This is a genomic window from Alteraurantiacibacter buctensis, assembly GCF_009827655.1.
Classification (GTDB): Bacteria; Pseudomonadota; Alphaproteobacteria; order Sphingomonadales; family Sphingomonadaceae; genus Alteraurantiacibacter; species Alteraurantiacibacter buctensis.
The window spans coordinates 394928-411951 of sequence record NZ_WTYV01000002.1 but is presented as its reverse complement, the minus strand read 5'-3'; the positions used below and the strand labels follow the sequence as shown (position 1 = coordinate 411951).

The 17024-nt window shown below is 67.4% G+C and carries 18 protein-coding genes; 9 read left to right on the top strand and 9 right to left on the bottom strand.

What is annotated here, in order from left to right:
- Positions 1–47: 47 nt before the first annotated feature.
- Together ctaD and coxB are read right to left on the bottom strand one after the other, a co-directional pair.
- A complete protein-coding gene (gene ctaD, locus GRI99_RS06450; RefSeq protein ID WP_160771210.1) occupies positions 48–1736 on the bottom strand; it encodes a cytochrome c oxidase subunit I in 1689 nt (562 codons plus the stop codon).
- 37 nt (positions 1737–1773) lie between these two features.
- A complete protein-coding gene (coxB, locus tag GRI99_RS06445; RefSeq protein ID WP_160771209.1) occupies positions 1774–2838 on the bottom strand; it encodes a cytochrome c oxidase subunit II in 1065 nt (354 codons plus the stop codon).
- A gap of 190 nt (positions 2839–3028) precedes the next feature.
- On the opposite strand from coxB, the gene pyrE reads away from it, so the two are divergent.
- The 7 genes from pyrE to ruvX are packed head-to-tail and all read left to right on the top strand — an operon-like array spanning position 3029 to position 8463.
- Positions 3029–3616, top strand: a complete 588-nt coding sequence (gene pyrE / locus GRI99_RS06440; RefSeq protein WP_160771208.1) for an orotate phosphoribosyltransferase — start codon at positions 3029–3031, stop codon at positions 3614–3616.
- A 1-nt stretch (position 3617) separates the two neighbouring features.
- The gene (locus GRI99_RS06435; RefSeq protein ID WP_160771207.1) at positions 3618–4373 is read left to right on the top strand and encodes a pyridoxine 5'-phosphate synthase; all 756 of its coding nucleotides are present in this window, start codon (positions 3618–3620) and stop codon (positions 4371–4373) included.
- Positions 4374–4383: 10 nt separating this feature from the next.
- The gene (acpS, locus tag GRI99_RS06430) at positions 4384–4800 is read left to right on the top strand and encodes a holo-ACP synthase (RefSeq protein ID WP_160771206.1); all 417 of its coding nucleotides are present in this window, start codon (positions 4384–4386) and stop codon (positions 4798–4800) included.
- Positions 4797–5738: a signal peptidase I gene (lepB, locus tag GRI99_RS06425; RefSeq protein WP_160771205.1), complete on the top strand. Its 942-nt coding sequence runs from the start codon at positions 4797–4799 to the stop codon at positions 5736–5738. The genes acpS and lepB overlap by 4 nt, the downstream gene beginning before the upstream one ends.
- Positions 5731–6870, top strand: coding sequence for an AI-2E family transporter (locus GRI99_RS06420; protein ID WP_160771204.1), 1140 nt, complete (start codon positions 5731–5733; stop codon positions 6868–6870). The genes lepB and GRI99_RS06420 overlap by 8 nt, the downstream gene beginning before the upstream one ends.
- A complete protein-coding gene (locus GRI99_RS06415) occupies positions 6863–7999 on the top strand; it encodes a DUF3089 domain-containing protein (RefSeq protein WP_160771203.1) in 1137 nt (378 codons plus the stop codon). Before GRI99_RS06420 ends, GRI99_RS06415 begins: the two co-directional genes overlap by 8 nt.
- Positions 7996–8463, top strand: coding sequence for a Holliday junction resolvase RuvX (gene ruvX / locus GRI99_RS06410; RefSeq protein WP_160771202.1), 468 nt, complete (start codon positions 7996–7998; stop codon positions 8461–8463). Before GRI99_RS06415 ends, ruvX begins: the two co-directional genes overlap by 4 nt.
- A 150-nt stretch (positions 8464–8613) precedes the next feature.
- Here ruvX and GRI99_RS06405 read toward each other — a convergent pair whose 3' ends face one another.
- From GRI99_RS06405 to argH, 7 genes are all read right to left on the bottom strand, one after another.
- Positions 8614–9510 carry a transposase gene (locus tag GRI99_RS06405; protein ID WP_202392968.1) on the bottom strand — a complete coding sequence of 299 codons (897 nt, stop codon included), beginning with the start codon at positions 9508–9510 and terminating at the stop codon, positions 8614–8616.
- Positions 9498–10439, bottom strand: a complete 942-nt coding sequence (locus tag GRI99_RS06400; RefSeq protein ID WP_160771201.1) for a hypothetical protein — start codon at positions 10437–10439, stop codon at positions 9498–9500. The genes GRI99_RS06405 and GRI99_RS06400 overlap by 13 nt, the downstream gene beginning before the upstream one ends.
- A 39-nt stretch (positions 10440–10478) precedes the next feature.
- A complete protein-coding gene (locus tag GRI99_RS06395; protein ID WP_160771200.1) occupies positions 10479–10640 on the bottom strand; it encodes a hypothetical protein in 162 nt (53 codons plus the stop codon).
- Positions 10641–10744: 104 nt separating this feature from the next.
- Entirely contained in the window at positions 10745–11530 is a 786-nt protein-coding gene (locus GRI99_RS06390) for a precorrin-2 dehydrogenase/sirohydrochlorin ferrochelatase family protein (protein WP_202392967.1), read from the bottom strand.
- A gap of 2 nt (positions 11531–11532) precedes the next feature.
- On the bottom strand, positions 11533–12798 hold the full coding sequence (lysA, locus tag GRI99_RS06385) for a diaminopimelate decarboxylase (RefSeq protein WP_160771199.1): 1266 nt from the start codon (positions 12796–12798) through the stop codon (positions 11533–11535).
- Between the two features lie 3 nt (positions 12799–12801).
- Positions 12802–13041, bottom strand: coding sequence for a hypothetical protein (locus tag GRI99_RS06380; protein ID WP_160771198.1), 240 nt, complete (start codon positions 13039–13041; stop codon positions 12802–12804).
- Positions 13038–14414, bottom strand: coding sequence for an argininosuccinate lyase (gene argH, locus GRI99_RS06375; RefSeq protein WP_160771663.1), 1377 nt, complete (start codon positions 14412–14414; stop codon positions 13038–13040). The genes GRI99_RS06380 and argH overlap by 4 nt, the downstream gene beginning before the upstream one ends.
- Before the next feature lie 19 nt (positions 14415–14433).
- Between argH and GRI99_RS06370 the strand changes: the two genes are divergently transcribed.
- Positions 14434–15024, top strand: coding sequence for a TlpA family protein disulfide reductase (locus GRI99_RS06370; RefSeq protein WP_160771197.1), 591 nt, complete (start codon positions 14434–14436; stop codon positions 15022–15024).
- Positions 15025–15080: 56 nt separating this feature from the next.
- Positions 15081–17012, top strand: coding sequence for an outer membrane protein assembly factor BamB family protein (locus GRI99_RS06365; RefSeq protein WP_160771196.1), 1932 nt, complete (start codon positions 15081–15083; stop codon positions 17010–17012).
- Positions 17013–17024: the final 12 nt, after the last annotated feature.

Below are 17024 nucleotides of genomic sequence, written 5' to 3'. Positions count from 1 at the left end.
CGCGCCCCCCACTCCTGTTACTGCGGTCCGTCGGGACGGACCGGCAATCAATGCGCCGTCTTGGCGTCGTCGATCACCGGCAGCGTCTCGAACTGGTGGAACGGCGGCGGGCTGGACAGAGTCCATTCCAGCGTGGTCGCACCTTCGCCCCAGTAGTTGGCGGCGGCCTTCTTGCCCACGGTGAAGGCATAGAGGATGTTCAGGAAGAACACCACCAGCGATGCCGCCATGATCAGGTAGCCGATCGAGGCAACCTCGTTCCAGTAAGAGAAGGCCGGGGTGTAGTCAGGATAGCGGCGGGCCATGCCCTGTAGGCCCAGGAAGTGCATCGGGAAGAAGATCACGTTCACGCCGACGAAGAAGATCCAGAAGTGGACGTGGGCTAGGAACTCGCTGTGCATGCGGCCGCTCATCTTCGGGAACCAGTAGTACCAGCCCGCGAACATCGAGGTGACCGCACCCAGCGACAGCACGTAGTGGAAGTGGGCCACCACATAGTAGGTGTCGTGCATGTTGTCGTCGATGCCGCCGTTGGCCAGCACCACGCCGGTCACGCCGCCGACGGTGAACAGGAAGATGAAGCCCATCGCCCACACCATCGGGCTCTTGAACTCCAGGCTGCCGCCCCACATCGTGGCGATCCAGCTGAAGATCTTGATGCCGGTGGGCACCGCGATGACCATGGTGGCGGCGGTGAAGTACATCTTGGTGTTCACGTCCAGGCCCACGGTATACATGTGGTGCGCCCACACGATGAACCCGACCACGCCGATGGCGACCATCGCGTAGGCCATGCCCAGGTAACCGAACACCGGCTTCTTGGAGAAGGTGGAGATGATCTGGCTGATCATGCCGAAGCCCGGCAGGATCATGATGTACACCTCGGGGTGGCCGAAGAACCAGAACAGGTGCTGGTACAGGATCGGGTCGCCACCGCCGGCCGGATCGAAGAAGGTCGTGCCGAAGTTGCGGTCGGTGATCAGCATGGTGATGGCCGCGGCCAGCACTGGCAGCGCCAGCAGCAGCAGGAAGGCGGTGACCAGCACCGACCACACGAACAGCGGCATCTTGTGCAGGGTCATGCCCGGCGCGCGCATGTTGAAGATGGTGGTGATGAAGTTGGTCGCGCCCAGGATCGAGCCGGCACCGGCAAGGTGCAGCGAGAAGATCGCGAAGTCCACCGCCGGACCGACCGAGCCGCTGGTCGACAGCGGGGCATAGACCGTCCAGCCCACGCCCGCACCCATGCCCGTGCCGCCGGGCACGAACAGGCTGAAGCACAGCGACAGGAAGCCTGCCACGGTCAGCCAGAAGCTGATGTTGTTCATGCGCGGGAAAGCCATGTCCGGCGCGCCGATCATCAGCGGCACGAACCAGTTGCCGAAGCCGCCGATCATGGCCGGCATGACCATGAAGAACACCATGATCAGGCCGTGAGCCGTGATCATCACGTTCCACATGTGGCCCTGCTGGTCAAAGCTGGTGCCGTCACCGCCCATCATGTCCACGAACATGCCCAGCCACTGCAGGCCCGGCTCGGCCAGTTCCAGGCGCATGCCGCCCGAAAGGGCACCGCCCACGATCCCCGCGATGATCGAGAAGATCAGGTAGAGGGTGCCGATGTCCTTGTGGTTGGTCGACATGAACCAGCGGGCGAAGAAGCCCGGCTTGTGATCCGCGTCATGCGCGTGATCGTCGTGGTGGGCATCGAACCCTTCGGCGGTGGTGGTAGCCATGGTGTTTGCGGACCTTGCTCTAGCTATTCTGTATCAATCAGGCGGCGGGGGCGGCGCTGGCGGAAGCTTCCGGCGCGGGCGCGGCGGAGGCTTCGGCAGCGGGCGCCGCAGCGGCGGGAGCCGCAGCAGCCGGCGCGGCTTCCTCGGCCCCGGCGATGGAGCCGCCCTTCGACAGCACCCAGGCGTTGTATTCGTCCAGCGGGCGCGCCTCGATGGCGATCGGCATATAGCCGTGGCGCGCACCGCACAGTTCCATGCACTGGCCGTAGTAGATGCCCGGCTCGGTGATGGTCAGCATGCGCTCGTTGATGCGGCCGGGAACGGCGTCGATCTTGAACCACAGGCTGGGAATGCCGAACGAGTGGATCACGTCCGCGCCAAAGGTCTGGATGCGCAGCGGCACGCCCACGGGCACGACCATGCGGTTGTCCACCTCAAGCTGGTGCGGGAAGCCACCGGCAGCGGCATCGGCCTCGCTCATCATGTTCGAGATCACCTCGAACCCGCCGTTGTCGACGTAGGTGTAACCCCAGTACCACTGGTACCCGGTGGCCTTGATGGTGATGGCATCTTCCGGCGGCGCTTCATACTGGGCGGCCAGCAGGCGGATCGACGGAACCGCGATCACCAGCAGGATCAGCACGGGGATAACCGTCCAGATCACCTCGATCACGGTGTTGTGGCTGGTCTTCGAAGCCACCGGGTTGGCGCGCTTGTTGAAGCGCACGATCACCCACAGCAGCAGGGCCAGGACGAACAGGCTGATGACGGTGATGATCGGCATCAGGATGGCATCGTGCATCCACAGGCCTTCCTCACCGATCGGCGAGTACTGGTCCTGGAAGCCCAGCGCGCCATCGGTCGGCTGGCCCTTGATCATGTCAGCACCATAGTGCTGGAAAGCGGGAGCCTCGGCCGCGGGAGCTTCCGTGGCGGGGGCGGCATCGGTAGCGGCAACGGGTGCCTCGGCCTGCGCGCTCGGTTGCGGTGCGGCAGCCGATTCCTGCGCCAGCGAAGCGGCCGGAGCGGCGAACATGGTCAGAGCAGCAGCAACGAGAGTGAGGATTTGCAGCCGCTTGCGGGCGAATTCGCCGAAGATCATCTGTGCAACGCTTTCCGTTTTGTTACGGGCGCTCGAACGGCCCCATTGACCCTTTATCAGGGCATTTCGGGCGCGCCTATACGCCCGCTTGCCCCGTGCCTCAAGCGCTTCTAGGGAGATTTTTACAGATTGGCGAGGCGGGCTTTGGTCCGGCCCCGCCGCAATCCACCGAAAGGCTTGTTGCGCACCCATGACCGACGACGAGGTTCTGGCCGAATTCCGTTCCTGCCACGCCCTGCTGGAAGGGCATTTCAAGCTCTCCTCCGGCCGCCATTCGGCCCATTACCTGCAATGCGCCCGGGTGCTGATGAATCCCGAACGCGCCAGCCGCCTGGCGCTGGCGATGGCGCACAAGTTGCCGCGTGACCTGCGGGGCAAGATTGACCTGGTGGTCAGCCCCGCGATGGGCGGCCTGATCATCGGCCACGAGATGGGCCGCGCGCTGGGCAAGGATGCGATCTTCGTGGAACGGCCCACCGGCACGTTCGAGCTGCGGCGCGGCTTCGAGATCCAGCCCGGCGCCCAGGTGCTGATGGTGGAGGACGTGGTCACCACCGGCCTGTCGAGTCGCGAGGCGATGGACTGTGTGCGCGCGCTGGGCGGCGAGATCGTGGCCGAGGCCGCGCTGGTCGACCGCAGCGCCGGCACGGTGGACCTGGGGGTGCCCTTCTACCCGCTGGTGGCGCTCAACTTCCCGACTTATGCCGAGGCCGAGATTCCCGCCGAACTGGCCGCCGTGCCGGTAACCAAGCCGGGCAGCCGCGCCGAGAAGAAGTGACATGAACAGCGTCCTCACCCCCGGCCGCCTGCGCCTGGGCGTCAATATCGACCACGTGGCCACGATCCGCAACGCGCGCGGCGGGGACCATCCCGATCCGGTGCGTGCGGCGGAAATCGTCGCGGCGGTGGGCGGCGATGGCATTACCGCGCACCTGCGCGAAGACCGCCGCCATATCCGCGATGATGACCTGAAGCGCATCCAGGCGGCGACCGACCTGCCGCTGAACCTGGAAATGGCCGCGACCGAGGAAATGCTGGCCATTGCGCTGGCCCACAAGCCCCACGCCGCCTGCATCGTGCCCGAAAAGCGCGAGGAGCGGACCACCGAGGGCGGGCTGGACGCGGCGGGCCTGCACAACCAGCTTGCCCCGATCTGCGCCCGGCTGGCCGATGCGGGGATTCGCGTTTCGCTGTTCATCGAAGCTTCGGAGCGCCAGCTTGAGGCGGCCATGCGGTTGCAGGCCCCGGTGGTGGAATTCCACACCGGCGAATATGCCCACGCCTGGCTGGATGGCGACCGCGAGAAGGTCGCCCGCGAACTGAAGCGCGTGTCCGACATGGCCGCGCTGGCCGCCCGCAACGGCATCGAGCCGCACGCGGGGCATGGCCTCACCTATGACAACGTCCAGCCGATCGCCGCCATCCCGCAGCTGGCCGAACTGAACATCGGCCACTACCTGGTTGGCGAGGCGGTGTTCGTGGGGCTGGAGAGCGCCGTCCGCCGGATGCGCGAAATGATGGACGCGGCGCGGTGACCGCCAAGCCATGATCATCGGCCTCGGCTCCGACCTGTGCAATATCGAGCGGATCCAGAACTCGCTCGACCGTTATGGCGAGCGGTTCACCCAGCGCGTGTTCACCGATGTGGAGAACGCCAAGGCCGCGCGCCGGCCGCACACGCGGGCGGGCACCTACGCCAAGCGCTTCGCCGCCAAGGAGGCCTATTCCAAGGCGGTGGGAACCGGGTTCAAGCGCGGCGTGTTCATGAAGGACATCGGCGTGGTCAATGCCCCCTCGGGCGCGCCCACCCTCCACCTCACTGGCGGCGCGGCAGCGCGGCTGGCCGAACTGACACCGCCGGGGCATGACGTGGCCGTTCACCTTACCATGACCGACGATCATCCCTGGGCCCAGGCCTTCGTCATCATCGAGGCCCTGCCAAAATCGTCGGGGCCGCAATGAGCGAGGCCGATATCGCCACTCCCGCCCCTGCTGCGGTCCCCGCCGACAAGCCCCGGGCCAAGGTCAACTGGCTGGCCGAACTGCGCGGCCTGGTGCTGATGCTGCTGGGCGTGCTTGCCTTCCACAGCTTCGTGGCCAAGCCGTTCTACATCCCCAGCGGCAGCATGATCCCCACCCTGCTGGTGGGCGACCGGCTGGTGGTGAGCAAGTATCCCTATGGCTGGAACTGGTCGTCGCTGTCCTTCCACCCCATGCGCCGCGATACCTGGCGGATTGCCCCGGCCATGCCCGAATACGGTGATATCGTGGTCACCATGCCGCCCGAGGGTTCCTACCCCCTCACCGAATACATCAAGCGCGTGGTGGCCCTGCCGGGAGACCGGATCGCCGTGGTGGAAGGGCGCATCGTGCTCAACGGCCAGCCAATCAAGCGCGAGCTGGTGCCCCCGGTGCGCCTGCCTGCCGCCAACCAGAACCAGTGCGACGGCCGCCCGTGCCTTGACGTGTTCGCCGGCAGCCTGCGCCGGCTGGAAAGCGGCGAGCAGGTCTATGAGCCGCAGACCTGGCAGGAAACCCTGCCCAACGGGGCGACCTACCTGGTGATCGACCACGTCAACCAGCCGCTCGACACCTTTGGCGAGATGACCATTCCCGAAGGCTACGTGTTCCTGATGGGCGACAACCGCGACCATTCGGCCGACAGCCGCGCCCCCGGCCCGCCATTCGGCAACGGCCTGGGCGGCGCAGTGCCGATCAGCGACATCGGCGGGCGGGCCGAGTTCATCACCTTCAGCCTTGACGGCCAGTCCAGCTATAACCCGCTTACCTGGTTGCCGGCCTTGCGCCCGGATCGCGCCTGGACCAGCCTGCGACCACCCCTGAATCCTTCTGTGCAAGGGCCGAATCCGCTAACGCAAGGGAGTGCCGGGAATGAGTGACGAGACTGGCAGCCGCCCGCAGGACGAGGCCAAGCCGCTGGGCGCCAGCCCCGCCACCTTCACCAACCCCGCCGTGCGGCACGAAATCACCCGCGCCGGGGTGTGGATCGCCATGGTGGGGCTGGCCGTGCTGGCGGTCTACATCTCGCAAAGCCTGCTGGTGATCTTCGGCGCCATGGTTTTCGCCGCAATGATTGACGGCGGCGCGCGCCTGCTGGGCCGCGTGCTGCCGGTCGGACGCGGCTGGCGCATCGCCATCGTGGTGCTGGCCTCGATCGCCTTCATGGTCTGGCTGACGATGTTTGCCGGCAACCAGATCAGCCGCGAAGCCGCGCAACTGCCCATGTTGATCGAGGCACAGGCCCGCCGCGCGGCTGACTGGGCATCGTCGCAGGGCTTCGCGATGGAAATTGCCGACCTGCAGGGTTTCCTGGGCCAGGCAGCCAGCGGAGTCGGCACGGTTACGCGTGCGCTTGGTGGCATCCTGGGGGCGCTGACCACCGTTGTGCTGGTGCTTATCATGGGCCTCTACGTGGCTATGGAGCCGCGCCTCTACGAACGCGGCATGGCCTGGATGCTGCCGCAGAAGAAGCGCGCCGAATTCCACGATCTGATGAGCGACATGGCCTTCACCATGCGTCGCCTGATGTTCGGCCGCCTGGTGGGCATGGTCTTCGAAGGCATCCTGACCTATGCCATGCTGGCCATCTACGGCGTGCCGATGGCGGCGCTGCTTTCGATCCTGACCGGCCTGCTCGCCTTCATCCCCAATATCGGGGCCTTCATCTCCGGCATCCTGATGGTGCTGGTGGGCTTTTCCGGCGGCTACGAGATGGGGCTTTACACCATCCTCGTCTACTTCGTGGTGCAGACCTTCGACGGCTATGTGATCATCCCGCTGATCGCCAAGAAGACGGTGGACCTGGCCCCCGCGCTGGTGCTGGCCTTCCAGCTCATCATGGGCATCCTGTTCGGCATCATCGGCCTGTTCCTGGCAGATCCGCTGCTGGCAATGATCAAGGTGGCGCTGGAACACCGCGCCGCGCGCACCGCCGGACAGGGCGGGCACCCGCCGCACGAGGGCCGCGCGCCGGACCGGGTGGACCCGCCGCCGGGGCAGGTCCATGCGTAAGTTTCTCTATTTCATCGTCTTCGGCATCCTGCTGGCGCTGGGCGTGCTGCTGGCCTTGCGGCTTTACGGCGAGGAGCTGACCCGGCTGGCCATGGTCCCCTCGGCCGAGTTTACCGGACCGCAGGCTCTGGCCCACAACGCCTATGCCGATCCCGCCATGTGGATCAGCCGCCCCGGCATGGGCGCTGGCAACGATCCCGCCCTGTGGGAACCGCAGGTGCGCGAAGGCTTCACCGCCCCGCCCCAGCCGCCGGTAACCCCTCCCTTCGCGGTGTTCTTCGTCCACCCCACCAGCTTCTATTCGCGCGCCGCGTGGAACGCGCCGCTGGACGATGCGGACAGCCGCCGGATTGCCGAGACATTCGTGGCCGGCATGGCCAGCCCGTTCAACCGGGCGGCGGAAATCTGGGCGCCGCGCTACCGGCAGGCAACCTTCGGCTCGTTCCTGGCCGAGGAACCGGCTGCGGGCCAGTCGCTCGATGCGGCTTATGCCGATGTGGCGCTGGCCTTCGACTACTTCGTGGCCACCGTGGCGCAGGACCGGCCGATCGTGCTGGCCGGGCACAGCCAGGGGGCGGCCCACGTGCTGCGCCTGCTGCGCGAGAAGGTGGCCGGCACCCCGCTGCAGGGCCGCCTCGCCGCCGTCTATCCCGTCGGTTGGCCGATCAGCGTGGAGCATGACCTGCCGCGCCTGCCACTGCCCGCCTGCGCCGCGCCTGACCAGCCCGCCTGCCTCGTCTCCTGGGCCAGCTTCGCCAAGGAAGCCGAACCCGGCATGATGTTGGAACAGTACCGCGCCTCGCCCGGGCTTGATGGCGTGCTGCGGGGTGACAGCCCGATCCTGTGCGTCAACCCGCTCACCGGATCGGCCAACGGGCAGGCGGACATGGCGGCAAACCTGGGCACGCTGGTGCCCAATGCCGAGCTGACCTCGGGCGACCTGGTGCCGGGTGCGGTTCCTGCCGTCTGCGACCGCCAGGGCCTGCTGCTGATCGGCGACCCGCCCGAAATGGGCAGCTATGTGCTGCCGGGCAACAACTATCACGTGTACGATATCCCGCTGTTCTGGGCCAACCTGCGGGCCGACGTGGCGCGGCGGGTGAACGCCTGGCAGGCCGCCCGCCCATGATTACCGAGAACGCGGGCGAATTCCGCGCCGCCCTGCCCGATGGCGGGGCGCTGCTGGGCATGGACCTGGGCACCAAGACCATCGGCATCGCCACCTGCGATGCGCGCTGGTCCTTCGCCACGCCCGGCAAGACCCTCTCGCGCGGCAAGTTCACCCGCGACAAGGCCCTGATCGAGGAACTGGTCGCGGCCCGCCAGGTGAAGGGGCTGGTGATCGGGCTGCCGCTCAACATGGATGGCAGTTCCGGCCCGCGCGCCCAGGCCAGCCGCGCCTTTGCCCGCAACCTGGGGGTGCTGGGCCTGCCCGTGCTGCTGTGGGACGAGCGCTGGTCCACTACCAGCGCCGAGCGGGCGATGATCGACCAGGACATGAGCCGGGCCAAGCGGGCCGAGAAGATCGACAGCCACGCCGCCGCCGTGATCCTGCAGGGCGCGATCGACCGTCTGGCGGGTGGCATCCTGTAATTCGGGGCTTTCCTACAGCGGCCGGAACGTGCCAGCACCTTCCGGCTCTTTGACCCGTCCAGCCTTCCCCCGATGCCTCGCGCCGCCCGCGCGCCCTTTGGCTTGTACAAGCCCTGTCCCGGTATGTACTTCATCAACTAGCGCGGACGATCAGGCCGCCAGTTGCGCCCGCCGCCGCGTGGCCTCGCCCGCGATCAGCCGGCTGCCGTTGCCCTCCGCGCGCCGCCACAAGTCGTCCCGCGCCGCCAGGTCCAGCACCCCGGCCTGCGCCTCCAGCGCCACCAGCCGCATCCGGTCGCTCACGTGGTGGCGGGCGAAATGGTCAGCCAGGTCGTGCGCTTCGGGGTGGTCCAGCCCCACGGCCACGCGCAGGAAGATCTCGCTGCCCCCGGCGCTGATCACGCCGCTGATCGTGTCACGTTCCACGTCGAACCGGTACTGGTCCAGCCAGCCCTGGGCCCCACCTGCGTGCATGATGTTGACGCTGACCGACAGGCTTTCGGGCGGCAGTTGCGAGTGGACATCGCGGTGCGCGCGGTAATGCATCAGCTTGCCAGGCTCCAGCGTGGAGCGTTCGACGAAGCGCAGGTTGGCCTTCTCGCCCACTATCCCTTCGACGCTGTCATAGTCGAACTCGTAGTAGTCCGACGCATAGCCCGGCCCGAAATAGCCCACGGTGAGGAAGTCGAAGTTGTGGTCGTGCGGCAGTTCGTAGCTGAAGGCGTTCTGGCCCGATGCGCGGAAGCTGTGCTCGTCGCGGCTGGGCCAGAAATTGGCCCGCATGAAGTATTCGCCGCCCAGCGGGCTCAGCATCACCACCTGCGCGCCATAGGCGCTGGCTTCCTCCTGGCTGCCGCTGGAATCCTTGAGTTCGGCCAGCATGGCCTCGGCCAGGAAGTCGCGGTTGGCGTTCAGCCGCCCCAGCCAGCCGGCGGCGTGGAGCAGGCTTTCCTCGTCGCGCGGATCGAAGCCGCTGGCGTCCAGCGCCGCCAGGCAATCGCCCAGGGTGCAGGCGTGATAGTCGGCAGGGGAAATCACGCGGGGCATCGGTCATCCTCCAGGCTGGCGAGTTCGGGGTAGGTTTCCAGCAACTGGCTGCGCAGGGCACCAGCGGGGTGCCCCAGCGGGTCGGCCGGATTGCGGGCGATGGCGCACAGGGCCGCGAAGCCCGTTGCGGCATCCAGCGCCAGGCACTCGCGCAGGGCCTGCCAGCGCAGCGACTGTTCGTGCTCGGCCAGCGCCATGTCGGCCAGAGCCGGGGCAGCCTCCACCCGGCCCATGCGACCGAGCAGCGCCGCCATCATCTCGCGCCTGCTGCTGGCGAGCGAACCGGCGGCCTGGTGCAGCAGCCTGCCGGTCTGACGGCTGTATTCGCGGCTCGGCATGGGATGCTCCGCGCTTTGCAGCAGGCGCAGGGTGACCAGGCGGGTCTCCACCACCTCGGTCATCAGCGTCTCGCGGTTGCAGTCGAAGCCCAGCCTCACTCCGCGCTGCAGGACAATCGGCTCCTCGCTCATGCCCACCTGGTCATCGGGCCCGTGGATGCGCACGATCCGCGCCTGTGACCGGCCGGCCAGCACCGCATCATAGCGCAGCAGGTCGGCAAAAGTGACCGCCGAATCGGTGTAGGCTCCCGGCTCGCGCGCCTGGAGAACCAGTTGCGCGCGGCCTGCCTTGCCCAGCAGCATGGTAGAGGAACCTTCGTTGAAGGCGTTGCGGAACGGCGGATGGCCCAGCGGATTGGCGGCGATGGCGCGGCAGAAGTGGCCTGTCAGCGAAGCCGCCAGGGCCTCGGCCGTATCGGCACGGGTGAAGATGGCCTCCAGCGCCGGGCAGGCTTCGAGCGCCGCCCCTTCGCCGAAACGGCGGAAGTCGGCCAGCATGGCCGCCACGCCCTCTTCCGCCCGCCAGGCCTCGATGGCAGCGTGCATGGCCGTCTGGGCGTGACGCTGCGGAGCCCTGTCGCCCCGCAGCATCGCTATCTGGGGGTGAACACGCAAGGTCCGCGCCCCGGCTCAGATGATCCCGCCGCCCGGGGGCTGCGATTCGTAGACGATGGTCATCAGCACGATGAGGGTATCGTCGTGGCCCGGCCGGCGCTCCGCCAGAGAGCCGAACATGCCGGTAAGGGTGTGGAGATCGGGCAGGCTCGCCAGATCGATCTTGGGCAACTTCATCCCATCAGTCTCCTGTTGTCCGCGAAACGGGGATCGCCTCGCCGGCATAGAAGTGCCGAGCGGGCAGACAGGATTGAAGTTAAAAGACTGTAATGTGTTTTAGATCAAGGAATTGCGGACAGAAGGACAACCACTAGGCCAGCTCCTTCGGGCACTTCGGCCGGCAAGACCAACCGCTTCGCATCGGCCCGTGCCCGGGCCAGGATCGCAAGAGGTACCGCTGCATCGTGCAGGACCACATCGGCACTGCCCAGCAGCCGCGCAGTGCGCAGTGTCAGATCCTCCGGATCGTTGCTCGCCAGGCGTATTTCCACGCGTTGTCCGGCATCCTGCCGGAACGCGCCATCGAGCCAGGCCTCGGCCCTCTCATGCGCGCCGCTGGCCAGCGGATCGAGCGGGCCGCCGGCGGTGAGCGCCGCATCAAGCGCCTGCCGTCGCTCTGCGCCGGTCGGGTAGACTTGCCGCAGCCGCACCCGCAGCGCCTCCAGCTTGCTGGCCAGCAGCCCCAGGTCCGCAGGCAGCAGCGCCTCCAGGCGAAGGCGCAGCTGCTTGGCGAGGCCTGCCGAGGCACCCGAAGTGCCGATTGCCAACAGCACCGGATCGCGATCCAGGATGCTGGGCGTAGTGAAATCGCACAGCGCGGGCTGATCGACGACGTTGACCAGCAACCCGGCGCAGCGTGCGCGGATCGCATCCGCCTCGCACATTGCGGGGTCGTTGTGGGCGATGAAGGCCAGCCGTGCACCGCGATCAATGCCTTCGGCCAGGTCTGCGATGACCTCGCCGCCAGCCCGCTCGACCAGCCGCCGCTTGGGCTCGGCCATGTCCCCTTCGCCCAGCACCACCACCGGCTGGCCGGCAATGCGGTGAAACAGGGGGAGGCTGCGCATGGTCAGTCCAGCCAGTCAGGGACCCGCTCGGCAGCGGTGATCTCGGCCGGCAGGATGCGGTCGGCCACGCTGGCCACCTTGTCCCCGTCCACCATCACCTCGGCCACAAAACCGCGCGAGTTGTAGCTGCTGGCCATGGTCGCGCCATAGGCCCCGGCGGTACGGAAGACCGCCAGGTCACCCCGTTCCAGGGCATCGGTGGCCCGGTCCATGGCGAAGGTATCACCCGTTTCGCAGATCGGCCCGACGATGTTGGCCACCATGCGCTGGCCACTGGGCCGCACGGCATCGAAATCGTGCCACGAACCGTAGAGCGCCGGACGCGCCAGGTCATTCATCGCCGCATCGACGATCACGAATGGCACGCGGTTGCCGTTACGCTTCACCCGCACCACGCGGGTCAGCAGGACGCCGGCATTGCCCGCGATCACGCGGCCCGGCTCGAACATCAGGGTCACGTCCCAGCCGCGGGTGACGCGGGCGACCATGGAACCATAGTCCGCCGGGCTGGGCATTACCTCGCCCGCGCGGTAGGGCACGCCCAGGCCGCCGCCGAGGTCGACGTGGGTGACCGAACCGCCAGCGCCGCGAATCTGCTGCACCAGCGCGCCGATCTTCTCGAAGGCCAGCTCCAGCGGGCGCAGGTCGGAAAGCTGGCTGCCGATATGAACGGCTAGGCCGCGCATCTCCAGCCCGGGCAGCTTGGCCAGCCGCAGGTACATGGCCACGGCCATGTCGATCGGTACGCCGAACTTGTTGTCGGCCTTGCCGGTGCTGATCTTCTCGTGCGTCCCGGCGTCGATGTCGGGGTTCACCCGCAGCGCGCAGCGAGCCGTCTGGCCGCGTTCTGCCGCCAGTTCGGCCAGTTCGAGGCCTTCTTCCTCGCTCTCGATGTTGAACTGGCCGATGCCCTTTTCCAGGCCCAGCTCCAGCTCTGCCCAGGTCTTGCCGACGCCGGAAAAGACGATGTCCTCCGGCTTCATGCCCGCAGCCAGGGCCCGCGCCAGCTCGCCGCCCGAGACCACGTCGGCACCGAAGCCTTCGCGCGCCATCACCCGCAACACGGCCAGGTTGGGATTGGATTTGACCGCAAAGGCCAGGTGCGGTTTCTTCTCCAGGCCCGCCAGCCCTTCGCGGAACACGCGTGTGTGGCGTTCCAGCGTGGCGCGCGAGTAGATGTAGACCGGCGTGCCGAATTCCTCGGCAATGCGCGACAGGGGCACGTCTTCGGCGTGGAGTTCGCCGTTCTTGATCTGGAAATAGTCCATTGGTCAGCCTTCGGGCGGGAGATCGAAGGGATCGTCCTCGCGTTCTTCGGATCCTGAGCGCAGTTCCACGCTGCGTTCGGGCACGGCCTGCGGTTCGCTTTCCAGCAGGGTTTCGGCACTGGGAGGCTCGCTGGCACCATAAGGCGCGGGCGGCAGGGTGCGGCCGGGAGCAGGCTCAAGGTCTGCCGTGCGCGCGCAGGCAGCAAGGCTCAGCAACAGGCCGATGACCAGCAGTCGTTTCATCGGCCCTGCTCCAGTTCCTGCATGGCTTCCGCAACCCGGGCCCGCACCTGATCGGGCGCGGTGCCGCCATAGCTGGCCCGCGCGGCCACCGATGCCTCCACCGAAAGGGCCGCATAGACACGCTGGTCGATCCGCGTGTCGAAGGCCTGGAGGTCCTCAAGCGACAGTTCATCCAGCGCAATGCCCCGGCTCTCAGCCAGCTTCACGGCCGCGCCGGTGATATGGTGCGCCTCGCGGAAGGGGATATTGGCCTGCCGCACCAGCCAGTCGGCCAGGTCGGTGGCCGTGGCATAGCCCAGTTCGGCCGCTTGCCGCATCCGGTCGGTCCGAAAGGTGCTGTCAGCCACCATCCCGGTCATCGCGGCGATGGACAAGCCGAGCAGGTTGGCCGCCTCGAACACCGGCGGCTTGTCGTCCTGCATGTCCTTCGAATAGGCCAGCGGCAGGCCCTTCATGGTCACCATCAGGCTGGTGAGGCAGCCGACGATGCGCCCGGCGTGGCCGCGCACCAGTTCCGCGGCGTCGGGGTTCTTCTTCTGCGGCATGATGCTGGAACCGGTGGAAAGGCTGTCGGCCATGCGCACGAAGCCGAAAGGCTGGCTGGCCCAGATCACGAATTCCTCGGCCAGACGCGACAGGTGCAGGCTGCACTGGGCGGCGGCCTGGAGGTAATCGAGCGCAAAATCGCGGTCCGACACGCCATCGAGGCTGTTCCTCATCGGCGCGGCAAAGCCCAGTGCCTGCGCGGTCATGTGCCGGTCGATCGGAAAGCCTGTGCCGGCCAGCGCCGCGCTGCCCAGCGGGCTGACGTTCATCCGCGTGCGCGCATCGGCAAAGCGGCTGCGGTCGCGCGCGATCATCTCGTAATAGGCCAGCAGGTGATGGCCCAGCGTCACCGGCTGCGCGGTCTGCAGGTGGGTGAAGCCGGGCATGATGCTGTCCGCATGGGCCTGCGCCTGCATGACCAGCGCGCGTTGCAGCGCCGCAAGCCCTGCATCCACCTGGTCGATCGCATCGCGCACCCACAGGCGGAAGTCGGTCGCCACCTGGTCGTTGCGGCTGCGCGCGGTGTGCAGGCGCCCCGCCACAGGACCGATCAGCTCGGCCAGGCGGCTTTCGGTGGTCATGTGGATGTCTTCGAGATCCCAGTTCTCCGGTACCCCGTTTGCTTCGTATTCGGCGGCGACCTGCTCCAGCCCCGCCAGGATTGTCTCCGCATCGGCATCGGCCACGATCCCGCAGGCGGCCAGCATGGCCACGTGGGCACGACTGGCGGCGATGTCCTGGCGCCACAGTGCCTTGTCGAACGGAATCGACGCGTTAATCTCGCGCATGATGGCGGACGGCCCTTCGGCGAAACGTCCACCCCACATCGCGTTGGAGGCACTACCCTTGGTCAAGACCCAGTTCCGTATCCTGCTGCCGGCCATGCTGCTGGCGGCGCTTGTCGCGGGTTGCGATACGCAGGATGACCAAGGGGCGCAAGGCGGTGAAACGGTTACTGCCGAAACCACGGACGAGGCTCTTACCGGCTTTGTCGACCGCACGTTCGCCGGTGACGAGATGCCCGATGTGACCGTGACCGATCCCCAGGGTGCCACGCTGGCGCTGGGCGAGCCGACCGGCAAGCCGGTGCTGCTCAACCTGTGGGCCACATGGTGCGTGCCTTGCGTGACGGAGATGCCGATGCTCGAACGGATCGCGGGCGAGATGGGAGAGCGGCTGACCGTGCTGACCGTCAGCGAGGATCTGGAGGGGACCACCGCCGTTCCCGCCTTCTTCGCCGAGAAGGGCTTCGAGCACCTGCCGCAATGGCTGGACCAGAACAATGACCTGGCATTTGCTTTCGGCGGCGGCGGCAGCCTGCCGCTGACCGTACTGTACGATGCGCAGGGCAAGGAAGTGTGGCGGGTGATCGGCGCCTACGACTGGGAGAGCGAGGAAGCCCGCGCCCTGCTGGCCGAAGTGACGGCGGTAAATTGATTTGATCCGATAAGCATTCTAGACCTGCTGCCGGAAATAATGGGAGCGGGATGAACATGCGTTTGGGCCTTATGCTTACGGCAGGCTTCGCCGCCTTGCTGCCGCTGTCCGCAAAGGCTCAATCGGATGGCGACTGGCCCCGCTATGCCCGCGACGAGGCGGGCACGCGTTTCTCCCCGCTGGCCCAGATCGATCCCGGCAATGTCGACCAATTGCAGCGCGCCTGGAGCTTCCGCCTGCGCCCTGAAGGCGGGGCCGCGCTGCTGGGCGGCGCAGTGCCCATCGTAATCGACGGCACCATGTACCTGCCGCTGGGCAATGCCGTGGTGGCGCTGGAAGCGCATACCGGGCGGGAACTCTGGCGACACGAGGTGACTGGCGGGCTGGCGCGCCGCGCGGTGTCATGGTGGCCGGGCGACCGGCGGCACCGGCCGCGGCTGTTCTATTCGACCGGCGGCGCACTCCACGCGCTGGACCCGCGCACCGGCCAGCCCGATCCCGGCTTCGGGGAAGGCGGCACCGTGGCAATCGAGGGCACGCCTTATGCCTATCCCCCCAGCGTGTTCGGCAACGTGCTGGTGATCGGCGCCAGCACGGCCGAAACGCCGCGCGGGCCCAGCGGCAACACCCGCGCCTACGACGCCGTGACGGGGGCCAAGCTGTGGGAGTTCAATTCCGTACCCCAGCCGGGCGAAGTGGGCCACGAAACATGGGAAGGCGATGGCTGGCAGGGCCGCAGCGGCACCAACATGTGGATCTGGTACACCACCGCCGATGTGCCCGCCGGTATCGTCTACATCACCCTGGGCAGCCCCAGCCCCAACTATTACGGCGGTGACCGGCCGGGTGCCAACCTGTTCGGCAATTCCCTCGTCGCGCTGGACCTGCGGACAGGGGCCTACAAGTGGCATTTCCAGACCGTCCATCACGACCTGTGGGACTGGGATCTGCCCGCCCCGCCCGTGCTGCTTGACGTGACAAAGGACGGGCAGGCCGTCCCTGCTCTGGCCTTGACCGGGAAGAACAGCCTGATGTTCATTCTCGATCGCCGCAGCGGCGAGCCGATCCATGGCGTCAACGAGGTTCTGGCCGGCCCGGGTGACGTGCCGGGCGAATGGTACTCCCCCACCCAACCCATGCCCGTGGCCCCGCGCCCGCTCAGCCGCATGTGGTGGAACCCGCGCGACGTGGTGACGGCGGACGACACGACGCCCGAACATGCCGTCGCCTGCCGCGCGCTGCTGGACAGCTATGGCGGCAGCTTCTTCAACGCCGGGCCGTTCACCCCCTTCTTCTACCGGCGGGCGGGCGATCCGCCGCGCGCCTCGATCAACATGCCGCATAACGGCGGCAGCAACTGGGGCGGCAGCGCGGCCGACCCGGCGCACGCCATCGTCTACGTCAACACCACCGAGAGCGGAGCGATCGGCTGGGTGGAAGACCGCGTAGCCGGAGGCGACTATGGCCGGGCGACGGTGGGCACCAACCAGCCCTATGACCGAGGCAGCCTGGCAGGCCCCGGTGCCTATACCTCGTTCCAGGCCAGCTTCACCGCACCCGATGGCAGCCAGGCCACCCTGCCCTGCATCCGCCCGCCCTGGGGCAACCTCAACGCCGTGGATGCCAGCACGGGCGAGGTGCTGTGGTCGGTTCCGCTGGGCACCAGCAAGGCCCTGCCCGAAGGCCGTCGTGATACCGGATCGGACAACACCTTCGGCGGCCCGATCGTCACCGCCAGCGGGCTGGTGTTCATCGGCGGCACAACCGATGCCATGTTCCGCGCCTTCGACAGCCGTGACGGGCGGCTGCTGTGGAGCGAGCAGCTTGCCTATGCCGCGCAGTCCGTGCCCATTACCTACCAGGGGCGGGACGGGCGGCAGTATGTGGCCGTGGTTGCCGCCAGCGCCCCGGTGGGCGGCGTTCCGCGCGGGGCGGACGGGCGGCCCCTCAACGGCGAGGAACTGGTGACCTTCGCCCTGCCGCAATGACAGCCCCCCTTG